The following is a 738-nucleotide window of genomic DNA, read 5'->3' on the forward strand; positions in this document are numbered from 1 at the left end:
ATGATTTCATTATACTATAAGATCCAACCGATTACTCTCATAATTTCATGTTTAAACGACAGTTTTTGCAGAAACGACGGGATGTGCTTTTGTCTGTTCTAATGATAAACCATCTAACAACCAATTCAATTGGCGACGTGAGATTTTATACGGACCTAAGCTCCCATGATCAGATGGCCAGTGAAATGTTCCACGTTCGAGTCTTCGGTAGTACAACCAAAATCCGTTGGTATCCCAATGAAGAATCTTGAGTTTATCGCGTTTCTTGTTACAAAAAACAAAAAGACTCGATGAAAAGGGATCTAGATTGAATTCCATCTGAACGATGATAGCTAATCCATCAATGGATTTTCTCATGTCCGTGCTACCTCGAGCGAGGTAGACACTCTCAATCGTTGATGCATTTAGCATATGGATTGAAGTGTCCTTACCACATCTACAAGCAGCTGGGGATCAAAGCCTTGTTTGACCTCTAACGCTACGTGACCAACATGAACAACTATGTTAGATTGAGAGTCTGTCATTGTTTCATCCATTTCTAATGTAATCCATTGTGAAGGGGTATTTGACGTGTCTTCGGTTGTTTTAAGCTTCTTCTTCCAATACCAGAATTGATGAATACTGACCTCGTTGGCTGCACACCAATTTGAAGCACTTAGTCCGCTTGTCATATAGTTAGCAATCCGTTTTTCCCATTCAACTCTAAGATCGGATCTCTTCATATAGCAAAACCTCCAT

Annotated in this window: 2 protein-coding genes; both read right to left on the reverse strand. The window is 39.7% G+C overall.

Going from position 1 to position 738, the window contains the following annotated elements:
• Nucleotides 1-51: 51 nt before the first annotated feature.
• Entirely contained in the window at nucleotides 52-411 is a 360-nt protein-coding gene (gene tnpB, locus ACTQ5K_RS25490; RefSeq protein WP_031540354.1) for an IS66 family insertion sequence element accessory protein TnpB, read from the reverse strand.
• Nucleotides 405-738 (reverse strand): IS66 family insertion sequence element accessory protein TnpA (tnpA, locus tag ACTQ5K_RS25495; RefSeq protein ID WP_441994451.1); only part of this gene is annotated, 334 nt, incomplete at its 5' end. The genes tnpB and tnpA, both read right to left, overlap by 7 nt.

It is taken from the genome of Niallia sp. Sow4_A1 (genome assembly GCF_052116745.1).
GTDB classification, from domain to species: Bacteria; Bacillota; Bacilli; order Bacillales; family Cytobacillaceae; genus Niallia; species Niallia hominis.